This is a genomic window from Pseudomonas psychrophila (genome assembly GCF_001043005.1).
GTDB lineage: Bacteria > Pseudomonadota > Gammaproteobacteria > Pseudomonadales > Pseudomonadaceae > Aquipseudomonas > Aquipseudomonas psychrophila.
Genome location: NZ_JYKZ01000055.1, coordinates 1 through 717 on the forward strand (window position 1 = coordinate 1; position 717 = coordinate 717).

1 protein-coding gene is annotated in these 717 nt (G+C 62.1%); it reads right to left on the reverse strand.

Annotated elements, in window-relative coordinates:
- Nucleotides 1-717: 4-alpha-glucanotransferase (locus tag TU76_RS24020; RefSeq protein WP_048352651.1), on the reverse strand; the 717-nt coding region annotated here is incomplete at both ends.

Sequence of the window (717 nt, forward strand, 5' to 3'; positions counted from 1 at the left end):
CGCGCCCAAGGGGATGACCCAGAGTCGTTGCAGGCCCATGATATGGTCGATTCGCAGCCCCCCTGCATGTGCAAAGTTGGCCCGCAGCATTTCGATGAAGGCACGAAACCCGTTGCGCTTGAGTCCGTCCGGGGAAAACGCCGATATACCCCAGCCTTGCCCGGTACGGTTCAGCAGATCGGGTGGGTCGCCGACGGTGAGATGTGCCAGCAGTTCGTCCTGGCGGCACCAGGCCTGGCTACCGCTGCCATCAGCGCCCACGGCGAGGTCAGCAATCAGGCCGATGGCCATACCGCTGTCGCGGGCGGCTTTTTGCGCCTGTGACAGGCCGCGCGCAATCAGCCACTGACAAAACGCGTAATAGCCGATGTCGTGACTGTGCTCGTCAGCGAACACCAGCAGCGCCGGGCTATTGGGGTCGCGCCATTGCTCGGGCCAGTGGCGCCAGTCAATGGCCTGGTGCTCGGCCGCATTGCGCGCCTGCAACGCTTCAAAGCGGCAATGGTTTTCGAGGGCTTCGCCGCCAGTGTCGCGAAACATATTGAACTCACCCAGGGTCGGCGGTTCATCGAGCAGGAAATTTTCATACAACTGGCGCAGCAAGGATTGCTTGGCCACGGTTGCGGCGGGCCAGTCAATCAATGGCAGTTGTGCAAGCCTCTGCAGTTCGTCCCGCAGCCCGATCTGATCAATCGCCCGTTCTACGGCGTCTTCGCC